Genomic DNA, 22,375 nt, shown 5'->3' with positions numbered 1-22,375 from the left:
TATTCGTGAAGGCGGCCGTACGGTAGGCGCTGGTGTTGTTGCTTCAGTTAAGGACTAATCATTAGATTAGCTTTTACCTGTTAGACTTAGCGTCTAACTGCTAGACATAGAAAAGCCATCCGTCAGGGTGGCTTTTTTGTATTTTGAGACAAGATAACACCATATTTGTCTTAAAATATAAACTCATTAGACAAATTTATATAAAAAAATACAGCAAAACTTGCATTCTAATTAAAGATAGGTATAATTATCAGCCTTAACACCCATAGGCGATTGGCTCAATTGGTAGAGCATCGGTCTCCAAAACCGAGGGTTGTAGGTTCGAGTCCTACATCGCCTGCCATCTTCTTATCATATCTTCTGTTATACGCCACCTCCTAAGTGAGTTCTTTATGAGCAATAATCAGGATAACCTCGATTCTAAGTTATCTGATGCCCCTAATACGGCGGCTGGTGGAATGCTGAGCAAATCAAAGCACGTTTCAGCAGGGAACACCTCTGCTGTCGAAGTCGCTAAGACTGGTTCAGCTAAAGATATGATGCTATGGTTACTTGCCATAGTGGCATTAATTGCAGCGACTTTTGCAAATCAGTACTTGCCGGGGTATTGGCAAGCGGCGAATGACGTTTGGGTACGTATTGGTATCATCGTCGCGCTCGCCGTATTTGCATTAGTGTGTTTGGCGCTGACTCACCAAGGTCGCGCCTTTAAAATCCTACTAAGAGACGCAGCAGTTGAACTGCGCCGCGTCACTTGGCCAGGTAAAGATGAGACCTTTCAATACACATGGCAGACGATTGTCGTCATAGGTATCGTTGGGTTTTTTATTTGGTTACTCGATAACTTCTTTAATTGGTTCGTCGGTATCTTTATCGGCTAAGATCTATTGGTTATAAGCTTTTAGCAAAACCATATTAGTTCTAGCTGGCGTTTATCTATAACGACTCAAACGATCAGGAGCGTCAAATGCGTTGGTATATTGTCCAAGCGTTTTCAGGATATGAAAAGCAAGTACAGCGTTCACTAACAGATCGTATTAATCGTAGCGACTTTGCAGACTCTTTTGGTGATGTTCTTGTGCCAACAGAAGAAGTCGTCGAGATGAAAGACGGTAAAAAACGCAAAAGTGAGCGTAAGTTCTTTCCAGGTTATGTCTTAATCGAAATGGAGATGAACGATAACACTTGGCACATCGTCAAAGAATGTCCGCGCATCATGGGCTTTATTGGTGGTACGCCTGAGACGCCAGCACCGATCACCCAGGCAGAAGCGGATCGTATTTTAAACCGTTTGAACCAAGCTGAAGCAGATCCTCGTCCCAAGACTTTATTTGAGCCAGGTGAAGAGCTACTGGTCATCGACGGTCCCTTTACTGACTTTAAAGGTATGGTCGAAAAAGTGGATTACGAAAAATCCAAGCTACATCTTACAGTAAATGTATTTAATAGACCCACTCAGGTCGAACTTGAATTTAGTAAAGTTGAAAAATTAGACTAAAACATTTCTTAAAGTTTTATCAACCGGGGAGCTACCTATTATTATTTAGATAATAATTTAGCGCTATTACCCATATAGGAGAGAATCATGGCTAAGAAGATTGATGGTTACATCAAACTACAAGTGCCTGCAGGCAAAGCAAACCCTTCACCGCCGATCGGTCCAGCACTGGGTCAAAAAGGCGTGAACATCATGGCGTTCTGTAAAGAATTTAACGCTGCGACCTCAAGCCAAGAGCCAGGTCTACCAATTCCAACAGAGATTACCGTTTATAGCGATAAGTCTTTTACCTTCATCATGAAGTCACCACCAGCGGCGTTTTTACTACGTAAAGCTGCTGGTATCGCTAAAGGCTCAGGCACCCCTAATACCGCTAAAGTTGGTAAAGTGTCACGTGAGCAGTTAGAAGAGATTGTAAAGACTAAAGATGCTGATTTAACGGCTGCTGATCTTGACGCCGCTGTTCGTACCATCGCTGGTACCGCACGTTCAATGGGCATTACCGTGGAGGGTGTGTAAATGAGTAAGCTAACCAAACGCCAAAAAGAAATTAACAACCGTGTTGATAACGACAAGCAATACACTATCGAAGAAGCGGTTCAGATCTTAAATGATTTGCCAGCGCTAAAATTTAAAGAGTCTATCGATATTGCTATCAACTTGGGTGTTGACCCACGTAAATCTGATCAAGTGGTTCGTGGTGCTACCAACCTACCTGCGGGTACGGGTAAAACCAAGCGCGTCGCTGTATTTGCTCAAGGCGCTGCTGCTGAAGCTGCAAAAGAAGCGGGTGCTGACATTGTAGGTTTTGAAGACCTAGCAGAACAAATCAAAGCCGGCAACATGGACTTTGATGTCGTTATTGCAGCTCCTGATGCTATGCGCGTTGTGGGTCAGTTGGGTACGATCTTAGGTCCTCGTGGCCTCATGCCTAACCCAAAAGTTGGTACAGTAACACCAAACGTTGCTGAAGCTGTGACTAACGCAAAAGCGGGTCAAGCACAATACCGCGTAGACAAAGCAGGTATTATCCACACGACTATCGGTCAAGTTGGTTTTACCGCGGAGCAAGTTATTCAAAACGCTGGGGCACTGCTTACTGATCTAAAGCGCGCTAAGCCTGCAACGTCGAAAGGTACTTTCATTAAGAAAATTACCCTATCTAGTACTATGGGCCCAGGTATCACTATTGATCCTGTTCCATATCGCATGGCCAAATAATTTTATTTAAGCCCTAAGGTTTGAGTAATAAAAAAATTCTAAGAATTAGGTCAGCATAGTCTTTGCTATGCTGTCTAAGACCGTAGGTAAAGCGCAGTTATAAGAGAGTAATATAGCTTATAGCTGAGCTTGTTAATCGATGACAGATGAAAATCTCAATTGTCCTACGCAGACGGTGACCCACCCAGTTTAAACCTAGAGCAGGTAAGATGAAAGCTGTCTTACCACTCATTGTTATTCTGATAACGGTGCCGTAATCAGTCGCTGCTGATTAGTTCTATCAGTAGCGTATCGTATCAAGTCAGTCCTGTTTTGTGGTTTAGACTACATGAGGATTGGTAAGATTAAAGGAGTCAACTTATGGCATTAACGCTAGAGCAAAAACAACAAGTTGTGGCTGAAGTGTCTGAAGTTGCTGCTAATGCTTACTCAGCAGTAGCTGCCGAATATCACGGTATTGGTGTTGCAAAGCTTACTCAGCTGCGCGAACAAGCCCGTGGTAAAGGTGTCGTTTTAAAAGTGGTCAAAAACACTTTAGCAAAACGCGCTTTTGAAGGCACTAAGTTTGAGAGCATGTCAGACCGTATGACTGGTCCACTACTTTTGGCCTTTTCTATGGAAGATTTGGGATCTGCTGCCAGAGTCGTTTACGACTTTAGCAAAGATAACAAAGCTTTGGAGACCAAATTAGTATCAGTCGGTGGTGAAGTTTATGGTCCAGAAGAGCTAGAGCGCGTATCGAAGCTACCAACTCGCGACGAAGCACTCTCTATCCTCATGGCGACTATGAATGCACCAGTGACCAAGCTTGTCCAGACTATGAACGCAGTTCCAGGCAAATTTGTTCGCACTGTAGCAGCAATCAAAGACGCAAAAGAAGCGGCTTAATTGCTTGTTTTAACTTAAATTTTGTAGCGTACTATCTAGGTTATTTAACCTATCTATACACGCTATTAGAATCAATTAAATTTTATCAGATAACGGAGAGTTCTCATGGCACTATCTAAAGATGATGTGTTAAACGCAATTGCTGAAATGTCAGTAATGGATATCGTTGAGCTAATCAGCGACATGGAAGAAAAATTCGGCGTAACTGCTGCTGTTGCCGCTGCACCTGCTGCTGCTGGTCCTGCTGCTGCTGCTGCTGAAGAAAAAGACGAATTTGACGTCGTTCTTTCAAGCTTTGGCGAAAAGAAAGTTGCGGTCATTAAAGCCGTACGTGAAGCGACTGGCCTTGGTCTAAAAGAAGCGAAAGATTTGGTTGAAAGTGCTCCAGCACCAATCAAAGAAGGCGCAACTAAAGACGAAGCTGAAGAGTTGAAGAAGAAGCTTGAAGAAGCTGGTGCAAGCGTTGAACTAAAGTAAGTTTAACCTAGTACACAAAAGAGCTGGTAATGCCTTGCATTGCCAGCTCTTTTTTATTATAATAAACAGCTTGACCTTTTGTGTCTGCCAAAGCCTGAGCACAAGCGGTGGATACCCATCAAAAGGACAGACGATATACATGCAAGCACACACGCCAGTTTTTGAAATAAGTTGACTTATGCTAGACGTCTTTAGATGTTTGGCGTTTTTTTGTGTCTGCATGCTTTCCTACTAAAACTATAGTTATATTGATTCTAGAATTTTTATCTAATCCTAAATGGTTGTACTGCTTATTAGCAGATTCATAGAGGTGACGGTATTGCTTTTATCTATACCTGATGGCGATAGATGACTAGCTTTATATTTAGAGCTTACATTTACCCATGTTGCATTGAGCTTAAGTATACCGAGCTTCAGTGATTTTATCGTCAGGCTTAATACGTTTTATCTCGTTGTTTTATTATCGTTTACGTCGTCAACTTTATATAAGTTGGTCACGCTTTTCATTTGTTTTCATGTTTACTGTAAGGACTCTCGATGGCATATTCTTATACTGAAAAAAAGCGTATTCGCAAAAGTTTTGCTGAATTGCCCACTGTAATGGACATTCCCTATTTACTGTCTATTCAAGTAGATTCCTACGAGCAATTTTTGCAAGAGCACAAAAAGCCAAAAGCTCGTGAGAATACTGGTTTGCAAGCGGCATATTCTTCTATTTTCCCAATTGAGAGCCACTCAGGTAACGCTGAACTGCAATTTGTTGAGTATTACTTAGGGGACCCTGAATTTGATGAGCGTGAGTGTATTTTGCGTGGCTCAACCTTTGCAGCCCCAATGCGTGTCAAGATTCGTCTGATTATTAAAGACAAAGACAGCAAAGATAAAGATAGCAAAGCGGCGATCAAAGATATCCGTGAGCAAAGTGTCTATATGGGCGAGATGCCACTGATGACTAACAATGGTACCTTCATCATCAACGGTACTGAGCGTGTCATCGTGTCGCAATTACATCGCTCGCCTGGTGTGTTCTTTGATCATGACAAAGGTAAATCACACTCTAGTGGTAAAGTGCTTTATAACGCCCGTATTATCCCATACCGTGGCTCATGGCTTGACTTTGAATTCGATGCTAAAGACTTAGTCTTTGCTCGTATTGACCGTCGCCGTAAGTTATTAGCGTCAATTATCCTACGTGCACTAGGTTTGAGCACAAGCGAGATCTTAGACTTGTTCTTTGACAAAGTAGCTGTGTATAAAGGCGATGAGCAATTTGAGATTGACTTGGTTGCTGATCGCTTGCGCGGTGAGATGGCGCAGTTCGATATCGTATCGCCTGATGGTGACGTTATTGTAGAGCAGGGCAAACGTATCAATGCGCGCCGTATCCGTCAGCTTGAAGAAGCAGGTATGACGAAAATTGCGGTGCCTGATGAATATCTGTATGAGCGTATTTTGGCAGAAGACATCGTCGTGAATGATGAGGTTATCGCGCGCGCAAATACACTTATTGATCACGAGTTATTGGTTAAACTCAGCTCATATGAAGCAAGCGATGCTATCAGAGAGTTCAGCATCTTGTTCACCAATGATATCGATCAAGGTAGTTATATTGCCGATACGTTACGTGCTGATAGTACCTCAAGCCGTGAAGAGGCGCTGATTGAGATCTATAAAGTCATGCGTCCAGGTGAGCCGCCAACGGTTGAGACTGCCGAAAAACTATTCGATAGCATGTTCTTTAACGCTGATCGTTACGACTTATCGAACGTCGGTCGTATGAAGTTTAACCGCCGCTTAGGTCTTGATTTTGAAGATACGGACGATGCTGATATTCAGCGCGGACGCAGCGTCTTGACTAACGATGATATCGTCAACGTATTAAAAGAGCTGATTGAGATCCGTAACGGTCGCGGCGAAGTCGATGATATTGATCATTTAGGTAACCGCCGTATTCGTTCGGTAGGTGAGATGGCAGAGAACCAATTCCGTGTTGGTCTGGTACGTGTTGAGCGTGCGGTCAAAGAGCGTCTGAGCTCAGCTGAGTCTGATAACTTATCACCGCAAGATTTGATTAATTCAAAACCTGTCGCTGCTGCGGTCAAAGAGTTCTTTGGTTCAAGCCAGCTGTCGCAGTTTATGGATCAAAATAACCCGTTATCAGAAGTCACGCACAAACGCCGCGTCTCCGCGTTAGGACCAGGTGGTCTAACTCGTGAACGTGCTGGTTTTGAGGTTCGTGACGTTCATGATACACATTATGGCCGTGTCTGCCCGATTGAGACGCCAGAGGGTCCAAACATTGGTCTTATTAACTCCTTAGCGACCTTTGCCAAAACCAACAGCTTTGGTTTCTTAGAGACGCCTTATCGCCGCGTAGTCGATGGTAAGGTCACTGACAAAATCGAATACCTATCAGCGATTGAAGAAGTGGGTACTGTGATTGCACAGGCCGACTCACCAGTGACTGAAGATGGTGCGTTATCTGATGAAATGGTCAGTGTGCGTAGCTATGGTGAATTCGTGCGTATGCCACCAGAAAAAGTGACGCATATGGATGTGTCACCAAGTCAGGTCGTATCAGTAGCAGCGGGTCTGATCCCATTCCTAGAGCATGATGATGCTAACCGTGCCTTGATGGGTTCGAACATGCAGCGTCAGGCGGTGCCAACACTACGTGCTGATAAGCCGCTAGTCGGTACGGGTATGGAGCGTCACGTTGCTCGTGACTCAGGTGTTTGTGTTATCGCTAAGCGTGGCGGTGTGATCGAAGATGTTGATGCGTCACGTATTGTGGTACGTGTCAATGAAGACGAGATGACCGCAGGTGAGGCGGGTATCGATATCTATAATTTGATCAAATACACACGCTCAAACCAGAACACTTGTATCAACCAGCGTATTATCGTCAACCAAGGCGATGAGATTGCTTTGGGTGATATCTTGGCGGATGGTCCATCTACCGATTTAGGTGAGTTGGCACTAGGTCAGAATATCCGCATCGCCTTTATGCCGTGGAACGGTTATAACTTTGAGGATTCTATTCTTTTATCTGAAAAAGTCGTCAAAGAAGATCGTTTTACGACCATTCATATTCAAGAATTGACCTGTGTGGCGCGTGATACCAAGCTTGGAACCGAAGAGATTACTGCGGATATTCCAAATGTGGGTGAAGCAGCTCTATCAAGTCTAGATGAGGCGGGTATCGTTTATATCGGTGCTGAAGTGGACGCAGGCGACATCTTAGTCGGTAAAGTCACACCAAAAGGTGAGACGCAACTGACGCCAGAAGAGAAACTGCTCAGAGCTATCTTTGGTGAAAAAGCGGCTGATGTCAAAGACACCTCATTACGTGTCCCAACATCAAGCAAAGGCACGGTTATTGACGTACAAGTCTTTACCCGTGATGGCGTCGAAAAAGACGCTCGCGCTCGCGCTATCGAAAAATCGCAGCTTGATAGCTACCGCAAGGATTTAAAAGAAGAGCTACGCATCTTTGAAGAAGCCGCTCGTGGTCGTATCGGTACGCTCCTTGATGGTCAAAAAGTCAGCGGTGGTTCCGGCCTAAAAGCGGGTACCGTTATGGCGCTGGCTGATATGAAAGAGATGAGCCTTGAGACTTTGCTGGATATTCAGCCTGTTGAAGAGGAAATTTCTGAGCGCTTGACGCAGATCGCAGAGTACTTAGTCGATAAGCAAAAAGATATCGATACCAAGTTTGCTGAGAAGAAACGCAAACTAACAGCAGGGGACGACTTACAACATGGCGTACAAAAAATTGTCAAGGTTTATCTTGCGGTTAAGCGTCGTATCCAGCCTGGTGACAAGATGGCGGGTCGTCACGGTAACAAAGGTGTAGTATCACGTATTATGCCAGTTGAAGATATGCCATATGATGAGCATGGCAATACGGTTGATATCGTATTGAACCCGCTTGGCGTACCTTCGCGTATGAATATCGGTCAGGTGCTCGAGACGCATTTGGGTATGGCAGCGAAAGGCTTGGGCGAGAAGATTGACGGCATGCTTAAAGCACAAGCGGCAATCAAAGACTTACGCGATTTCTTAGACCAAATTTATAATAAAGTTGGTGGTGAGCAAGTCGACCTCGACAGCTTGTCTGATGACGATATCATGGGCTTGGCAAGCAACTTACGTGGCGGCGTTCCGATGGGAACAGCAGTATTTGATGGTGCGCATGAGCATCAAGTTAAAGATCTACTTGAGCTTGCAGGTCTAGCTCGTGATGGTCAGCAGACATTATATGATGGTCGTACCGGTCAGCAGTTCGATCGTAAAGTGACGGTCGGTTATATGTATATGCTCAAGCTTAACCATTTGGTTGATGACAAAATGCATGCACGCTCGACGGGTTCTTACTCATTAGTCACCCAGCAACCACTCGGTGGTAAAGCGCAGTTCGGTGGTCAGCGCTTTGGTGAGATGGAAGTATGGGCACTAGAAGCATACGGTGCCACTTACACCTTGCAAGAGATGCTAACGGTGAAGTCTGATGATGTCGAAGGCCGTACCCGTATGTACAAAAACATCGTTGATGGTGAGCAGTACATGGACCCAGGTATGCCTGAATCCTTTAACGTTTTGACCAAAGAAATCAAATCACTAGGTCTTAATATTGAGTTAAAAGAAAACAATTAAGCTTTAATTAAAGCTCAATGGTTCAGTCAAAAGCAGTTAGCTCATTATTCATGCGCCTGCTTTTGACACCTTATCTCAACCCTATTCATTGCCTTCAGTCTCTTGGATGCGCTATATAACCTGATGTTATAAAACGCGGCCAGATGATTATAAAGATAACGGAGAAGCAACTTGAAAGATTTACTCGATATCATGCAAAGCCCAACTGCGGGCGGTAACCGTGAATTTGATAGTATTCAGATTACCTTGGCGTCGCCTGACGTCATTAAGTCGTGGTCACACGGCGAAGTCAAAAAACCAGAAACTATTAACTATCGTACCTTTAAGCCTGAGCGTGATGGTCTGTTTTGTGCCAAAATTTTTGGCCCTGTAAAAGACTTTGAATGCCTGTGTGGTAAGTACAAGCGCCGTAAGTTCCAAGGCGTTATCTGCGAAAAATGTGGCGTAGAAGTCACTACTGCCAAAGTGCGCCGCGACCGTATGGGTCATATTGACCTAGCCAGCCCTGTTGCGCACATTTGGTTTTTAAAATCCTTACCAAGCCGTATTGGTTTGCTTCTTGATATGACGCTACGTGATATCGAGCGCGTATTATATTTTGAGAGCTATATCGTCACTGAGCCAGGTCTGACTTCTCTTGAGAAGTATCAGCTGCTCGATGATGAGGACTACTATCGCGCGCTAGAAGAGTTCGGTGATGAGTTTACGGCTAAGATGGGCGCAGAAGCGGTTCAAGATCTATTAAAAGACATTGATCTTGATATCGAGATTGATGAGCTACGTGAAGCGATTCCACAAACGGGTTCTGAGACTAAGCTCAAAAAGATGTCTAAGCGTCTTAAATTATTAGAAGCCTTTCGTGATTCTAATAATAAGCCTGAGTGGATGGTGATGAATATCTTGCCAGTGCTACCACCAGATTTGCGCCCGCTAGTACCGCTAGAAGGCGGCCGTTTTGCAACCTCAGATCTTAATGATCTCTATCGCCGCGTGATTAACCGTAACAACCGTCTAAAGCGTCTACTTGAGCTAAGCGCCCCTGACATTATCGTACGTAACGAAAAGCGTATGCTACAAGAATCCGTCGATGCCTTGCTTGATAACGGTCGCCGTGGTCGTGCAATTACCGGCAGTAACAAGCGTCCATTGAAATCTTTGGCTGATATGATCAAAGGTAAGCAAGGTCGTTTCCGCCAGAACTTACTCGGTAAGCGTGTTGATTACTCTGGTCGTTCGGTCATCGTGGTCGGCCCTACGCTACGCTTGCATCAGTGCGGTCTGCCTAAAAAAATGGCTCTTGAGCTATTTAAGCCCTTTACTTATAACAAGCTGTTGTCTCATGGCTTAGCCACGACGATTAAAGCCGCCAAAAAGATGGTCGAGCGTGAAGAGCCGCAAGTGTGGGATATGCTAGCTATGGTTATCCGTGAGCATCCGGTACTATTGAACCGTGCGCCAACGCTTCACCGTTTGGGCTTACAGGCCTTTGAGCCAGTACTCATTGAAGGTAAAGCGATTCAATTGCATCCGCTCGTCTGTACCGCGTTTAACGCTGACTTTGACGGCGACCAAATGGCGGTACACGTACCCTTAACGCTAGAGGCGCAGCTTGAATCACGCGCTCTTATGATGTCAACGAACAACATCTTATCGCCAGCAAACGGTGATCCGATTATCGTACCCTCGCAAGATGTGGTCTTGGGGCTGTACTACATTAGCCGCTCATCAGTGAATGTCAAAGGCGAGAGCATGGTTTTTGCTTCGGTCAACGAAGCACTGCGCGCTATCGGCTCAAATGATTTGCACGTCAATGCCAAAATCAAAGTTCGCGTAACTGAAACTATTATTGACGCTGATGGCAATCATACGGACGCAACTAGCATCAAAGATACCGTTGCCGGTCGTTTATTGATCTGGAACATCATGCCCAAAGGTATGGCGTTTGAAGAGTGTAACCAAGAGATGACTAAGAAAAACATCTCGCGTTTGATTAACTCTTGCTACCGTACTATGGGCGTCAAAGATAGCGTTATGTTCGCCGATCAATTGATGTATCTTGGATTTGCACAAGCAACGTTATCTGGGGTATCAATCGGTATTGACGATATGGTCATTCCGCCAAGCAAAAAACAAATCATCGAGACGGCAGAAGCTGAAGTACGCGAGATCGAAGATCAGTTTGAGCAAGGTTTTGTGACCGCAGGTGAGCGTTACAACAAAGTTGTCGATATCTGGTCACGTACCAATGACAAAGTCGCTAAAGCGATGATGGATAATTTGGCAACGGACAAGGTGATTAATGCACAAGGGGAGGAGGAAGAGCAAAAATCCTTTAACTCTATCTTTATCATGTCAGATTCGGGCGCTCGTGGTAGTGCCGCGCAGATTCGTCAGCTTGCAGGTATGCGTGGCTTGATGGCAAAACCGGATGGCTCGATTATCGAGACACCGATTAAAGCGAACTTCCGTGAAGGTTTGACGGTACTACAGTACTTTATTTCAACTCACGGTGCGCGTAAGGGTCTTGCCGATACCGCACTGAAAACGGCTAACTCAGGTTACCTAACGCGTCGCCTAGTCGATGTGGCACAAGATTTGGTCATTACGACTGAAGACTGTGGAACTGAGCAAGGCCTCTTGATGACCCCGCATATCCAAGGCGGTGAGATCATCGAAAAGCTCGGTGATTTAGTACTAGGCCGAGTAACGGCTCGTGATGTGACTTATAACAATGATGAGTCAAAAATCTTGGTACCAACAGGTACCCTGATCGATGAGCATTGGGTCAATGTTTTAGACGAGAACGCCATCGATGACATCTGGGTACGCTCAGTCATCACTTGTGATGTCGAGCATGGTGTTTGTTCGCAGTGCTATGGTCGCGACCTTGCTCGTGGTCATAAAGTTAATATCGGTGAGTCCGTTGGTGTCATGGCAGCGCAGTCTATCGGTGAGCCGGGTACTCAGTTAACGATGCGTACGTTCCACGTGGGCGGGGCTGCGAGTTCGGCCTCTGTTGATAACAGCATCTCAGTTCGCAACGCAGGTCAAGCGCATTTTGAGAACATGAAGACTGTTGAGCACACTGATGGTCACTTAGTTATTGTCTCTCGATCCGCTGAGATTGCTTTGACTGATGAGCTAGGCCGTGAGCGTGAGCGTTACAAAGTGCCTTATGGTTCAAGCGTGCTGGTCAAAAACGGTGAGCAGGTCGAAGGCGGTCAGACAATCGCGAAGTGGGATCCGCACACGCATCCTATTATCACAGAGTTTGCGGGTAAAGCGCGCTTTAGTGATATCACTGACGGTATGACAGCAACGGTCAAAGTCGATGATGCTACTGGTATGAGCTCGTTTGAGATTCTAGCGACTCGTGACCGTTCAAGTAACGCCAAAGACTTGCGTCCAGCGATTATCTTGAATACTGATGAAGGTAAAGAAGTGGTTTATTTCTTGCCCGCTGAAACGATCATTCGTGTCAGTGATGGTGAAGAGGTCGCAGCAGGTTCTATCTTAGGCCGCGTACCACAAGCTTCGTCAGGTACCAAAGATATTACTGGTGGTCTACCACGCGTCGCCGATCTATTTGAAGCCCGTCGCCCCAAAGATCATGCGATTATGGCCGAGATGACGGGTGTCGTCAGCTTCGGTAAAGAGACCAAAGGCAAAAACCGCTTTATCATTACCAATGAAGACGGTGAGGTTCATGAAGAGCTAATCCCGAAATGGCGCCAAATCAACGTCTTTGAAAATGAGACGGTAGCACGGGGTGAGGTTATCGCTGATGGACCGCAAAACCCGCATGACATCTTGCGCCTAAAAGGTCAAACCGCGCTTGCTGATTATATCGTTAACGAAGTACAAGACGTTTACCGCTTGCAAGGGGTAAAAATCAACGATAAGCACATTGAGGTTATTATTCGCCAAATGCTGCGTAAAGTTGAGATTACTGATGCTGGCGACTCAGGTCACTTCAAAGGCGATCAAGCGGAGTATGCGGATATCAAAGCACTCAATGCTAAACTGGAAGCTGAAGATAAATTCCCAATACAGTATGAGCGTCAGTTGCTTGGTATCACTAAAGCGAGTCTGGCAACAGAGAGCTTTATCTCAGCGGCGTCTTTCCAAGAGACCACTCGCGTATTAACTGCTGCTGCGGTTACAGGCAAAGTTGATGAGTTGCGCGGTCTTAAAGAGAACGTCGTTGTTGGTCGCTTGATTCCTGCTGGTACGGGCCTTGCTTATCACAAAGCCCGTAAAGAAAAAGCGGATCAAAAGCTGCTTGATAAAGACATGAGTGCAGCGTTTGATATGCCTGCTGGTAGTGATAACAAAGACTTTACAAGCTTTGATGAAGCCTTTGCCCAAGAGCTTAATCAAGACAGCCAGTCTTAATTGTTTGTCGTATAAAAAAAGCCAGCATTTTTGCTGGCTTTTTTGTACCTGTTGAATGCGCTCAAAGACAGTGTTCTTAAACGGTTTTATAAGAAATTTATTTCAAAAAATAGTACACTAAATCAGCGCCCATCACTTAGAACTTAAACAAGGATAATATACGTATGGCAGACAAAGGCCGCGTTGCTAAATATCAAGCAGATCGCACTAATCAAAAGCTGTATTTTTGTCGCTTGGCTTGTCAAGCTGCGGGCAGTAGTAACGACAAACAGCTGTATCAGGCGCATTGTGAAACCGCTATTTTTCATCTATACGGGACTTTTTTAGCTTTTTTACAAGAGCTCAGTCAATTTTACGGGCTGCAAGAGAGTGCGCCTACATTGACTGATATTGAAGAAGCTTTGGATACGCGCACACAGGTTTCTCCAGAAATCCTACGCTTAAAGCAGTTACGCGAAAAAGGCTTTTTGGCTAATATCGAGCGCGCGTATCAGCGTTGTCTTTATGCTGTTCCGCCTGAATCTTTGGCAGATACTTCAATGGCTGTTAATGCAGCGCCAAAAGATTTGATCGTTAATGTGGTGACCTTATCGAATCAATGGCTACCTGATGAGAGCACTATTCGTGAATGGCGTCAGCAGTTCTTAGAGCTTATCGAGCAACTACGTGCTGGCATGGTAGAGTTTTAATAGAATAAGCAGTGATAAGAGTAGAGCCGTCATATAGATTTAGCATAGCCATAAAAAAGGCTTATCGATAATCAATCGATAAGCCTTTTTTGGTAGCTTAGGACTCTATTCTGGCATCGGCGGCATACGTTCAGCAGGCGTTGGTGCCAGTGGTGTATTTTGGATAGCGCTACGACTGTTGTTCGTTGATTGTGTCGTAGCAGCATCCTCTTCTACAGGTTCAGGCTCTAGTGGCTGCCTTGGTTGTACATTGGGTTTAACAGGTTTTGCTCTAGCAGTATCCTTTGCTATATCGTCAGCGTCTTCATCTAAGACTAAGCCGTCATCAGTCATCTTTATCACTTTTTGCTGCTGACGTTCTGATTTGGCGCGGTTATTGATAGACACCCATTGTTTGGGCGTATCTTTAAGTTGGGCTTTCATAAAGTCCATCCACACGGGCAGGGCTGCTACGCCGCCGTACTCACGGCGACCCATCGTCGCAGGCTGATCAAAACCCATCCAAACAACAGTTGCATTGGTAGGATGAAAGCCTGCAAACCAGGCGTCTTTGGCCTCATTTGTCGTCCCTGTCTTGCCGCCGATATCATCACGACCCAGAGCACGGGCTCGAACGGCAGTACCGCGTTGAACGACATCACGTAGGATATCTGCCATCTCAAAAGCCACTTGCGGCTTTAAGATTCTAGGCGCCTGCGTAGCCATAACATATTGTACAACAGGCGCATCTAGGCGATCAGCTTTAGGCTTTGCGTCATAGATAAATGCTTCATTTTGGGCCGCTATCAGCGCCTCTTCTTCAGCATCTATTCCACCATTACTCTCAGCATCGTCCGCGCTAGCATCGTCCGTTTGCTCGTCAGTGCTCTGTGCATCGGTGGTGTCGTCATCAACAGGCGTGTTAAAGGCTTCAATCAGGGCTTCATTGCGCTCATCGAGCAGCTCGTTAAAGCATAAAGCACACGCTTGTTGCGGATTCGCTTGAAACAAAAGCTTATTATCGTAATTGTAAATTTGCTCAATAAAATAGGGCTGAACGCGGTGACCACCATTAGCAAAGGTGGCGTAGGCCGTTGCCATTTGCAGAGGCGTTGCCTGTCCTGTACCTAGTGCTAATGACAAGGTTGTCGGTAGTTTTTCTTTATCCAAACCAAATTGATCAAGCAGGTCGCGAGTATCTGAGATACCTATCGCTTGTAGCAAGCGAATAGAAACTAAGTTGCGCGACAAATACAAGCCGCGGCGTAAGGTAATATCACCTAAGAAGCGCTCGTCAGAGTTTTTGGGTTTCCAGTCGCCGACTTGAATAGGACGGTCTGAGACAATGCTATCAGGACGATAGCCTTTTTGTAGTGCGGTGGTGTAGACAAGAGGCTTAATAGTAGAGCCGGGCTGACGCCACCCTTGTAGCGCACGATTAAATTTGCTGTGATTAAAATCAAAACCACCGACCAACGCATTGAGCGCTCCTGTCTCAGGATCTAGCGAGACTAAGCTGCCTTGTACTTCAGGGATTTGTGCCAATTGCCAATTGCCATTCTCAGTCGGTATTACCCGAACGATGTCCTCTTCACTCACAACCTGACTGGCATTACTAGGATAGTAGCCAACGCGATCAGCGGATATATATTTGCGCGCCCAGCTCATACCAGACCAATTGACAGTGACGCTCTCACCTGAAGGAATAGTTGCCTCAAAGCTACGCGAATTGACCTTGGTGACTTTAGCAGGAGACATACTGCTATAACGTCGAAAGTTCTCTAACGACTCGCCATTAGCTTCGGCGCCGCGCCAGCCGTGTCTGTGCTCATAAGCAACAAGACCTTTGATAACTGCAGCTTCTGCAGCAGCTTGTGCGTCACTATCAATCGTTAATCGTACGCGCCAGCCGCCATTGACAACCTCTTCACCATAGCGGTTGACTAAAGCATATCGCGCCATCTCTGCCAAATACGGCATATTGACATCAAGTTTTTCTTGATAAAGTTTGAGTCCAATAGGCGAGTTGATGGCTTCATCATGCTGTGCTTGATCGATGTAACCTAGATCATGCATGCGTCCAATAATCCAATTACGGCGCGTCAAAGCACGATCTGGATTGGCAACAGGATTATACTTTGAAGGTGCTTTTGGTAGGCCTGCCAGCATCGCCATTTCAGCAACCGTCAAGTTCTCTAACGATTTACTGTAGTATTTTCGAGCAGCAGCGCGGATACCATAAGCGCCTTCGCCTAGATAAATCTTATTGACATAGAGTGTCAAAATCTCATCTTTACTCAGCTCATCTTCCATTTTACGAGCCAAAAACAGCTCAGTTAGCTTACGATTGAGCGTACGCTCTGGGCTCAAAAAGTAATTTTTGGCAACCTGCATAGTGATGGTTGAGCCGCCCGTTTGAGTGTCATCATCGGTGACGACTTCGGTGACCGCGCGACCAAGACCTTTGATACTAATACCGCTATGCTGAAAAAATGAAGCATCCTCTGCTACCAAAAACGCCCGCGTTAAATTCTGTGGAATCTCGTCATAAGTCACAGGCAGTGACATACGATTGCCGTACTGGCCGATGAGTTTGTCATCACGACTATAGATTTGCAGCGGCATCTCTAAACTTGCCGTTTTGATTTCTTGAATGCTAGGTAGGGTTGGGGATAGGTACATCGCCATGCCATAAAAACCAATCGGCACTGCCAATGCCAAGATGACAACCAATGCCAAAAAGGCAATAAAGAGTCCAACTAAGAAGCGTAAGAGATGAACGGTAGCATTTTTTTGGGTCATAATCAGACTTTTTAATTCAAATTTGCAACAGATGTTTTATTATACCTTGAACCAAATGCGCAGGTCATACTAAATGTGCAATATCTTTTCTAAATGCTTGAATATGTCTGTTAAGTAAAGTATTGTACTGAATCATTACAATTCATTATAAAGTCGTACACTTCATACAAGGTATAGCGTTTGTGAGGTTATTTTCTTCTAAGAGTCAGCATTTAATTGGAGTGGACGTCTGTGCAACTTCAGTAAAGCTTGTGGATATACGACGTGAGCAGGGCGTATATCATCTAAAGTCTTATGGAATTGAAAGCCTAGCCTCAGGTGTGGTCGTTGACAAACTCATTGTAGATACCGAAATAGTCGGAGATACCATTGCTAGTTTGGCAAGGCGCTGTCAGGTTGCAGGTAGCAATGCGGCAACGTCAGTCTCAGGATCCGCGGTCATTACCAAAATCATCGATATGGATAAAAACCTAACTGATGTGGAACGAGAAGCACAAATTCGCCTTGATGCTGATCAGTACATACCTTATCCGCTAGAGGACGTCAATTTAGACTTTGAAGTACAAGGCCCCTCGCTTATTAGTGATGAGATGGTACAAGTACTGCTCGCCGCCTCACGTTCAGAGAACGTCGATCAGCGCGTCGATGCGCTAACCTTTGGCGGCTTGCAAACCAAAATCATGGATATCGAAACCCACGCTATCGAGCGCGCTTTTGATCTCATGGTAGACAATTTAGCCAATTTGCCTGAGCTTGTAGCTTTGGTTGATATTGGGCACAATCAGACGACTTTGTATATTGCAAAAGATGGCGAGTTTGTTTATAGCCGCGAGCAACTCTTTGGCGGCGCGCAGCTCACTGAGGCGATTCAAAACCGCTACGGTCTTACCTTTGAAGAGGCAACCTTGAGCAAGCGTGAACGCACTCTACCTGATGACTATTATCCTGAAGTGCTGACGCCGTTCTTAGAAAGTGCTATTCAGCAAATCACGCGCTCATTACAATTTTACTTCTCGTCAAGTCAGTACAATAGTATAGATCACATTGTGCTAGCAGGCGGTAGTAGTGCCATCTCAGGCTTAGCTGGTATGGTGCAACAAAAGCTTGGCGTAAGCGTCAGTGTTGCCAACCCCTTTATCAATATGACCATTGACCCCTATATAGACAGCGAGCAGCTAGCGATTGATGCGCCTAGTCTCATGGGTGCATGTGGCCTGGCGCTTAGGAGCTTTGACTAATGGCTCGTATTAACCTATTGCCTTGGCGCGCAGAAGAACGTGAACGTCGTAACAAGGAATTCATTACTTTAGTCGTTGCCGTGACTTTGCTGGCACTACTAGCGGCATTTGCATCATGGAGCTATTTTAACAATGAGTTAGAAGAGCAGCGCGACGCTAATGCGCTTATTGAGCAAGAAAACGCTCGCCTTGATGCCGTTTTGGTAGAGATTGACGGTTTAGAGCAGCGCCGTGAGGATATTATCTCTCGTATGCAAGTCATTCAAGATTTGCAGGGTCGCCGTCCTGTTCCTGTACGTTTATGGGATGATATTGCCAAAGCTATACCGCCCGCCCTTTATCTCAACAACTTTAAACGTGAAGGCGACATATTGACGCTGACGGGTTTTGCTGACAATCCAAATGTGGTATCTAGCCTGATTCGCAATCTCGATAGCAGCGAGTGGATGGGTAACTCTGCTGTTAGCAATATTCAGCAAAATATCAGCGCGTATGAAGCACCGCCCACACTCAATGAGCCGACCACGACAGGGGATGCGCCGCGTCCTGTCTACCCTGAGGACAGCTACGTACAATTTGTAGTGACGACTAAAGTACAGTCGGATACTGCTATCTTAGATGACGCTGCTGTAGCGGAGGGCACCTTATGAGACTCGATCTAAAAAAGCGTCCGTTTGGCGCCAAAAAGACGCCAATACGTAGTAAACGCCGCGCCAAAAAACCTTTTGATTTTAACGAGTTTCGCCGCAGTTTTCAGTCATTAGATGCTGATAATTATGGCAGCTGGCCGCTACCTGTCAAGCTTACGGTTATAGGATTTATTATTGCTTTTATTGCCGCTTTGTCTTGGGCGTTGCCCATTAGCAGCAAAATTGACGATATAAGAGCGGCTGAGAGTGAGCAGCAAGTATTGCTTGAGAGTTACCGCGAAAAACAATCGCGCGCGCGCCACTTAGAAGCTTATCAAGCGCAGGTCATACAGATGGAGACGGAGTTCAATACTTTGCTCGATCAATTGCCAAAGGATACGCGCGTATCAGAGCTGGTTGAGGGTATTAACATGACAGGGGTCGGCAGCAACATACGCTTCCAAGATATCTCCGTTGAACCTGAAATCGAAAACGAGTTCTTTATCGAGCAGCCTATACGCATTGCAGCTTTAGGCGAGTATCATCAGTTTGGCAGCTTTATCAGTGGTTTGGCGGCTCTACCGCGTATCATTACTATGCACGACTTTGAGATTAGTAACCCGCAGCCTACCTTAGAGGTTTTGCCTGAGCTTAATATGGTGCTACAAACCAAGACCTATCGCTCAAAAGAGGCAAAACCAGACGTAGAGGTCACAGGTGAACCGGCTGCTGCCGGGACTACAGAGGCAACGGATACTCTCGCTGCTAGTACAGGAGGCAACTGATGACCAAGAAACTACCCATCGTTTTGATCAGTGTCTTGGCATTATGGCTTAGTGGCTGTAGTGATCGTATCGGTATGGCAGAGCAGGCTATGGTAGACATACGTAATCAGCCTGCGCAGCCTATCGAGCCGCCGCCGCAAACCGAGCTGGTTGAAGATTTTGTTTATAGCGCAAATACCTTACGTAGCCCCTTTTTGCCGCCAAGTTTGGTCAATGCTCAAGGCACCAGTAGCGTGACGAACGGTATACGTCCTGATCTTAATCGTATAAAAGAGCCGCTTGAGCAATATGAGCTGGCGCAACTGATCTTTCGCGGTATGCTCATCTCGCCTGAAGGTCAGCAGTATGCCTTGGTGCAGCGCCCTGATGGTTCAGTGGCTAGCGTAAAGGTTGGCGATTATATTGGGCTAAATGATGGACGTATCGTTGAGATTACACCGACCCAAATTAATTTGATTGAAATTGTGCCAGACAGCCGCGCCGGGTTTATCGAAAGACCCCAGTCGCTGGTCTCTCCTATAAGTTAAGTCGGCAGATCTTTTGAGGAATAAGCAATGACCGTACGCCATGATCAGGTAACAACAATGAGTAAACGCGTATCTTCACCCTTTGCCGTCTCGGCACTGGCGGTAAGTATGATCACTATCAGTGCTAGCGCCTATGCCGAACAACGCATCAACACGGTCTCTGTGGTGCAGACAGCACCCGCCACTACCCAAATGCGTTTAGGGTTCTCCCAAATGCCGCAGTTGCCAGCTGCTTATCAGTTGGAGGATCCAAGCCGGCTGGTTTTGGACTTTGAGCAAGTGCAAAATGGGCTCAATAATCGCGCCAGCACCTATAATATTGGCATGATCAATGAAGTTACCACCTTAAACAACGACAGCACGACGCGCTTGATTGTGGGGCTTAGACAAGCTGGAGAGTACACGACTGCAATCGAAGGTAATGACTTACTCCTGACTATCACTGATCCTACTCGCGCTGTCGTATCCGCGCCTACTGTTGCACGTACGCCTTCTGTGGTGCGTCCTACCATAGTGAGTACTCCCACTGTAGTGACCACGCCTACTATTGTACGTGCGCCTACTGTCATCACTAATGACCCTATTCAAGATGTGTTAAATGGCAATACGGCAATCACAACCACTCCAATCGTCACGCCTATTATCGAGACGACAACGGTACCTGCCGCTGCAGTGGTCAGTCGCCCTGTAACAGTGACCGAGCAAGCCCCTGCCAATACAATGGTCGTACGAGTCAATCCTTTATTAGACCCAAGGCTTGCTGGTAGCCAAGTCAGTCAGCAATATAGCTATGATGGACTGACCGCACTGAATTTCTCTGCAAAGGGCAAGGGTGGTGATATCAGTATTGCACTTGCAAACGAAGCCATCCCAGTAGATGTGCAGCGTCAAGGCAGCCAGCTTGTGGTTCGCCTGACGGGTAGTACCGTGCCGCGTAACTTGCTACGCCGCCTAAACATCAATAGCGGACTTGTCAGTAGTGTCGATACCAAAAACCAAGGTCAAAACGGCGTTATCACCATCAATATGAATGGCGATTACGAGTATCAGGCTTATCAATCAGGCAATCAGCTTAATATTAGTGTTAAAGAGCCTGAGATGCTGCGAGAGCCGACTTTGGAGGAGAGAGTCTATACAGGTGAAGCCTTATCAATGGAGTTTCAAGACGTTGAGGTTCGTAGCGTTTTAGATATCTTGGCGCAGTTCACCGATATGAATATTGTCGCCAGTGATTCAGTCGCCGGCAATATTACCTTACGCCTTATTAACGTACCTTGGGATCAAGCGCTAGATATTATTCTAAAGAGTAAAAATCTTGGTAAGCGTGAGAATGGTAACGTCATTTTGGTCGCGCCATCCACTGAACTTGCTGAACAAGAAGCGCGTGAGCTGGCAGCACAGCAGGCGGTAGAAGCATACGCGCCGCTACGTACCGAATACATTCGTCTAAGCTACGCTAGAGCGCAAGACGTGTTTAATCTGATATCGCAAGGGAGCGGCTCAACAGGTAACAACAATATCGGCGGGGCGATTAATAATAACATCGGTACGGCTAACCGTTTTGAAGACAACAGCACGCTACTCTCACCGCGCGGTACAGTCACTATTGATGAGCGCACCAATACTTTGATCGTAAAAGATGTCGCAGATAGCATCGAGAACATTCGCGAACTTATTAGCAAAATTGACATTCCTGTACGCCAAGTCATGATCGAGGCACGTATTGTGAGTGCAACCGATAGCTTTAGTAAAGAGATCGGTGTGCGCTGGGGTATCTTGTCTAATGGCGCTGCAAACAATCGTAGTTTGCTTGTCGGTGGTAGTAATCAGACACTTGCAGACCTAAAAGACTTCGACATAGAAACCACAACAGTGAATGGTCAAACCGTCTCTTATCCCTCATACGATATCAGTCGCCCTGATAATCTAAACGTTGATCTTGGGGTTGCTAATCCTGCTGGTAGTATCGCTTTTGGTCTACTTGGGCTCTCTGATGTGATGCTTGATCTGGAGCTCTCAGCGCTACAAGCTGATAATCGCGGTGAAGTCATCTCAACGCCCAAGATTTTGACAGCAGATAAGCAAACGGCAAAAGTTTCGTCAGGTACGCAAATTCCTTATCAAGAAGCGTCCGCTAGTGGTGCGACAACGACTAGCTTTAGAGAGGCAGCACTTAGTCTGGAGGCCACACCGAATATCACTCCAGATGGCAAAATTGGTCTACAACTATTGATTACAAATGGTACGCCAACGATTATCAACAATCAGGTCGCCATCTCAGAGGACCTCATATCCACTAATGTCATTGTAGAAGATGGACAAACCATTGTCTTGGGCGGCGTATTTAGAAACCGTACGAACAACGGCGTTGATAAAGTGCCTTTCTTGGGTGACTTGCCGTACATTGGTCGCGCCTTTCGCCGCGATGTCCGCAGCAACGACAAAGAAGAGCTGCTGATCTTTATCACCCCAAAACTGATCAATGATGGTATTAGTCGTCTAAACTAAGATCGGATAGTCCGATAAAAGCAAGCCTTAGTGCTTGCTTTTTTATGGTATAGATTTGAGCGTTATAGGCAAAAGTGAATACG

15 protein-coding genes and 1 tRNA gene are annotated in these 22,375 nt (G+C 45.8%); 15 read left to right on the top strand and 1 reads right to left on the bottom strand.

All coding sequences use genetic code 11. The annotated features are described in order from the left end of the window. The first annotated feature begins 267 nt into the window (after positions 1-267). From ACTXGE_RS09330 to ACTXGE_RS09285, 10 genes are all read left to right on the top strand, one after another. Positions 268-343: transfer RNA gene (locus ACTXGE_RS09330), tRNA-Trp, on the top strand. 49 nt (positions 344-392) lie between these two features. Then, on the top strand, positions 393-881 hold the full coding sequence (gene secE, locus ACTXGE_RS09325) for a preprotein translocase subunit SecE (RefSeq protein ID WP_317199264.1): 489 nt from the start codon (positions 393-395) through the stop codon (positions 879-881). Positions 882-967: 86 nt separating this feature from the next. Then, positions 968-1,498 (top strand): transcription termination/antitermination protein NusG, encoded by a 531-nt coding sequence (nusG, locus tag ACTXGE_RS09320; RefSeq protein ID WP_443543237.1) that lies wholly within the window; start codon positions 968-970, stop codon positions 1,496-1,498. An 87-nt stretch (positions 1,499-1,585) separates the two neighbouring features. After that, positions 1,586-2,017, top strand: coding sequence for a 50S ribosomal protein L11 (gene rplK, locus ACTXGE_RS09315; RefSeq protein ID WP_317199262.1), 432 nt, complete (start codon positions 1,586-1,588; stop codon positions 2,015-2,017). Next, positions 2,018-2,719 carry a 50S ribosomal protein L1 gene (rplA, locus tag ACTXGE_RS09310; protein WP_317199261.1) on the top strand — a complete coding sequence of 234 codons (702 nt, stop codon included), beginning with the start codon at positions 2,018-2,020 and terminating at the stop codon, positions 2,717-2,719. A gap of 360 nt (positions 2,720-3,079) precedes the next feature. Further along, positions 3,080-3,607, top strand: coding sequence for a 50S ribosomal protein L10 (rplJ, locus tag ACTXGE_RS09305; protein ID WP_317199260.1), 528 nt, complete (start codon positions 3,080-3,082; stop codon positions 3,605-3,607). A 105-nt stretch (positions 3,608-3,712) separates the two neighbouring features. Then, positions 3,713-4,084 carry a 50S ribosomal protein L7/L12 gene (gene rplL, locus ACTXGE_RS09300; protein WP_317199259.1) on the top strand — a complete coding sequence of 124 codons (372 nt, stop codon included), beginning with the start codon at positions 3,713-3,715 and terminating at the stop codon, positions 4,082-4,084. A 537-nt stretch (positions 4,085-4,621) separates the two neighbouring features. Then, positions 4,622-8,740, top strand: a complete 4,119-nt coding sequence (gene rpoB / locus ACTXGE_RS09295) for a DNA-directed RNA polymerase subunit beta (RefSeq protein ID WP_443543234.1) — start codon at positions 4,622-4,624, stop codon at positions 8,738-8,740. Between the two features lie 171 nt (positions 8,741-8,911). Beyond that, positions 8,912-13,135, top strand: a complete 4,224-nt coding sequence (gene rpoC, locus ACTXGE_RS09290) for a DNA-directed RNA polymerase subunit beta' (protein WP_443543232.1) — start codon at positions 8,912-8,914, stop codon at positions 13,133-13,135. A 164-nt stretch (positions 13,136-13,299) separates the two neighbouring features. Beyond that, positions 13,300-13,824: a DUF6586 family protein gene (locus ACTXGE_RS09285; protein WP_317199256.1), complete on the top strand. Its 525-nt coding sequence runs from the start codon at positions 13,300-13,302 to the stop codon at positions 13,822-13,824. A 105-nt stretch (positions 13,825-13,929) separates the two neighbouring features. Here the strand turns inward: ACTXGE_RS09285 and ACTXGE_RS09280 are convergent, their stop codons facing one another. Continuing rightward, complete coding sequence (locus tag ACTXGE_RS09280; RefSeq protein ID WP_443543230.1) at positions 13,930-16,605, bottom strand: penicillin-binding protein 1A; 2,676 nt, start codon at positions 16,603-16,605, stop codon at positions 13,930-13,932. Between the two features lie 182 nt (positions 16,606-16,787). Between ACTXGE_RS09280 and ACTXGE_RS09275 the strand changes: the two genes are divergently transcribed. From ACTXGE_RS09275 to pilQ, 5 genes are read left to right on the top strand one after another with little or no spacing between them, the layout of a single operon-like run. After that, a complete protein-coding gene (locus ACTXGE_RS09275) occupies positions 16,788-17,843 on the top strand; it encodes a pilus assembly protein PilM (RefSeq protein ID WP_443543228.1) in 1,056 nt (351 codons plus the stop codon). Beyond that, complete coding sequence (locus tag ACTXGE_RS09270) at positions 17,843-18,493, top strand: PilN domain-containing protein (protein WP_443543226.1); 651 nt, start codon at positions 17,843-17,845, stop codon at positions 18,491-18,493. The genes ACTXGE_RS09275 and ACTXGE_RS09270 overlap by 1 nt, the downstream gene beginning before the upstream one ends. Further along, positions 18,490-19,257, top strand: coding sequence for a type IV pilus inner membrane component PilO (locus ACTXGE_RS09265; protein WP_317199252.1), 768 nt, complete (start codon positions 18,490-18,492; stop codon positions 19,255-19,257). The genes ACTXGE_RS09270 and ACTXGE_RS09265 overlap by 4 nt, the downstream gene beginning before the upstream one ends. Continuing rightward, a complete protein-coding gene (locus tag ACTXGE_RS09260) occupies positions 19,257-19,784 on the top strand; it encodes a pilus assembly protein PilP (RefSeq protein ID WP_317199251.1) in 528 nt (175 codons plus the stop codon). The genes ACTXGE_RS09265 and ACTXGE_RS09260 overlap by 1 nt, the downstream gene beginning before the upstream one ends. A 27-nt stretch (positions 19,785-19,811) precedes the next feature. After that, positions 19,812-22,292, top strand: a complete 2,481-nt coding sequence (pilQ, locus tag ACTXGE_RS09255) for a type IV pilus secretin PilQ (protein WP_443543224.1) — start codon at positions 19,812-19,814, stop codon at positions 22,290-22,292. Positions 22,293-22,375 lie beyond the last annotated feature (83 nt).

Origin of the sequence: Psychrobacter sp. T6-4, assembly GCF_052258425.1 — a bacterium.
In the GTDB taxonomy this organism is placed as follows: domain Bacteria; phylum Pseudomonadota; class Gammaproteobacteria; order Pseudomonadales; family Moraxellaceae; genus Psychrobacter.
Note: the sequence above shows the minus strand (reverse complement) of the source record. Positions and strands in the feature narration are given on the sequence as shown.